This window comes from Paracoccus sp. DMF, from assembly GCF_004407025.1.
In the GTDB taxonomy this organism is placed as follows: domain Bacteria; phylum Pseudomonadota; class Alphaproteobacteria; order Rhodobacterales; family Rhodobacteraceae; genus Paracoccus; species Paracoccus aminovorans_B.
In genome coordinates this window covers 1-694 of sequence record NZ_SOKV02000186.1, presented here as the reverse complement: position 1 = coordinate 694, position 694 = coordinate 1, and the positions used below count along the sequence as shown (strand labels likewise).

General features: G+C 69.0%; 1 protein-coding gene. It reads right to left on the bottom strand.

The genetic code is table 11. From position 1 onward, the window contains the following. Positions 1–694, bottom strand: a 694-nt coding sequence (locus E3D03_RS21120; protein WP_411969844.1) for a phage terminase large subunit family protein, incomplete at both ends; no start/stop codon positions are given.

The window sequence follows — 694 nt, the reverse complement described above, 5'->3', positions numbered from 1 at the left end:
GCGCCGGTGCGAGAAGGTGGTGGTCCGCGCCTCTGCCAGCGTGACTGGATCGCCCTCTTCGTCGGCTGAGGCGGGATAGGCGTCGACCTCGTCAAGGAACACATAGCGCGCTGGCATCGACCGCAGGCCGGTGGCGGAATTCGCACCGGTCAGCACGAGGATGCCGCCGGGAAACTCCTTCGACAGCATCGAGTTGCCCGCATCGCGGGATCGGGCCGGGTTCACCCGTTCGCGCAGGGCCGGGCTGTCCGCGATCAGCGGATCGAGTCGGCCGCGCGAGGTGCGCTTCGCCAGTTCCAGGCTCGGCAGCACCGCCAGCATTGGCCCCGGCGCATGGTGGATGACGAAGCCGATCCAGTTGTTGCCCGCTTCCGTGGCCCCGACCTGCGCCGCCTTCATGAAGGTGATGCGCTGGGCGGGATGGCCGGGCGAGAGCGCATCCATGATCTCGCGCAGATAGGGTGCGCGGGCGGTGCGATACCGCCCCGGCTCCGCCGCGCCGCGTGACGACAGCCAGCGATGCTTATCCGCCCATTCCGACACTGTCAGGTTCGGATCGGGGCGCAGGCCTTGCCGCCAGACCCGAAGCAGGTCTTCAGCGCCGTCGAAGCCGAGGTCGAGACCGGCGGTCAGGTCGTTGTCGTCATCCGAGGGAAACCCGGAGGTCGGCGAGGGCGTCGAGCTGTTCGCGGAC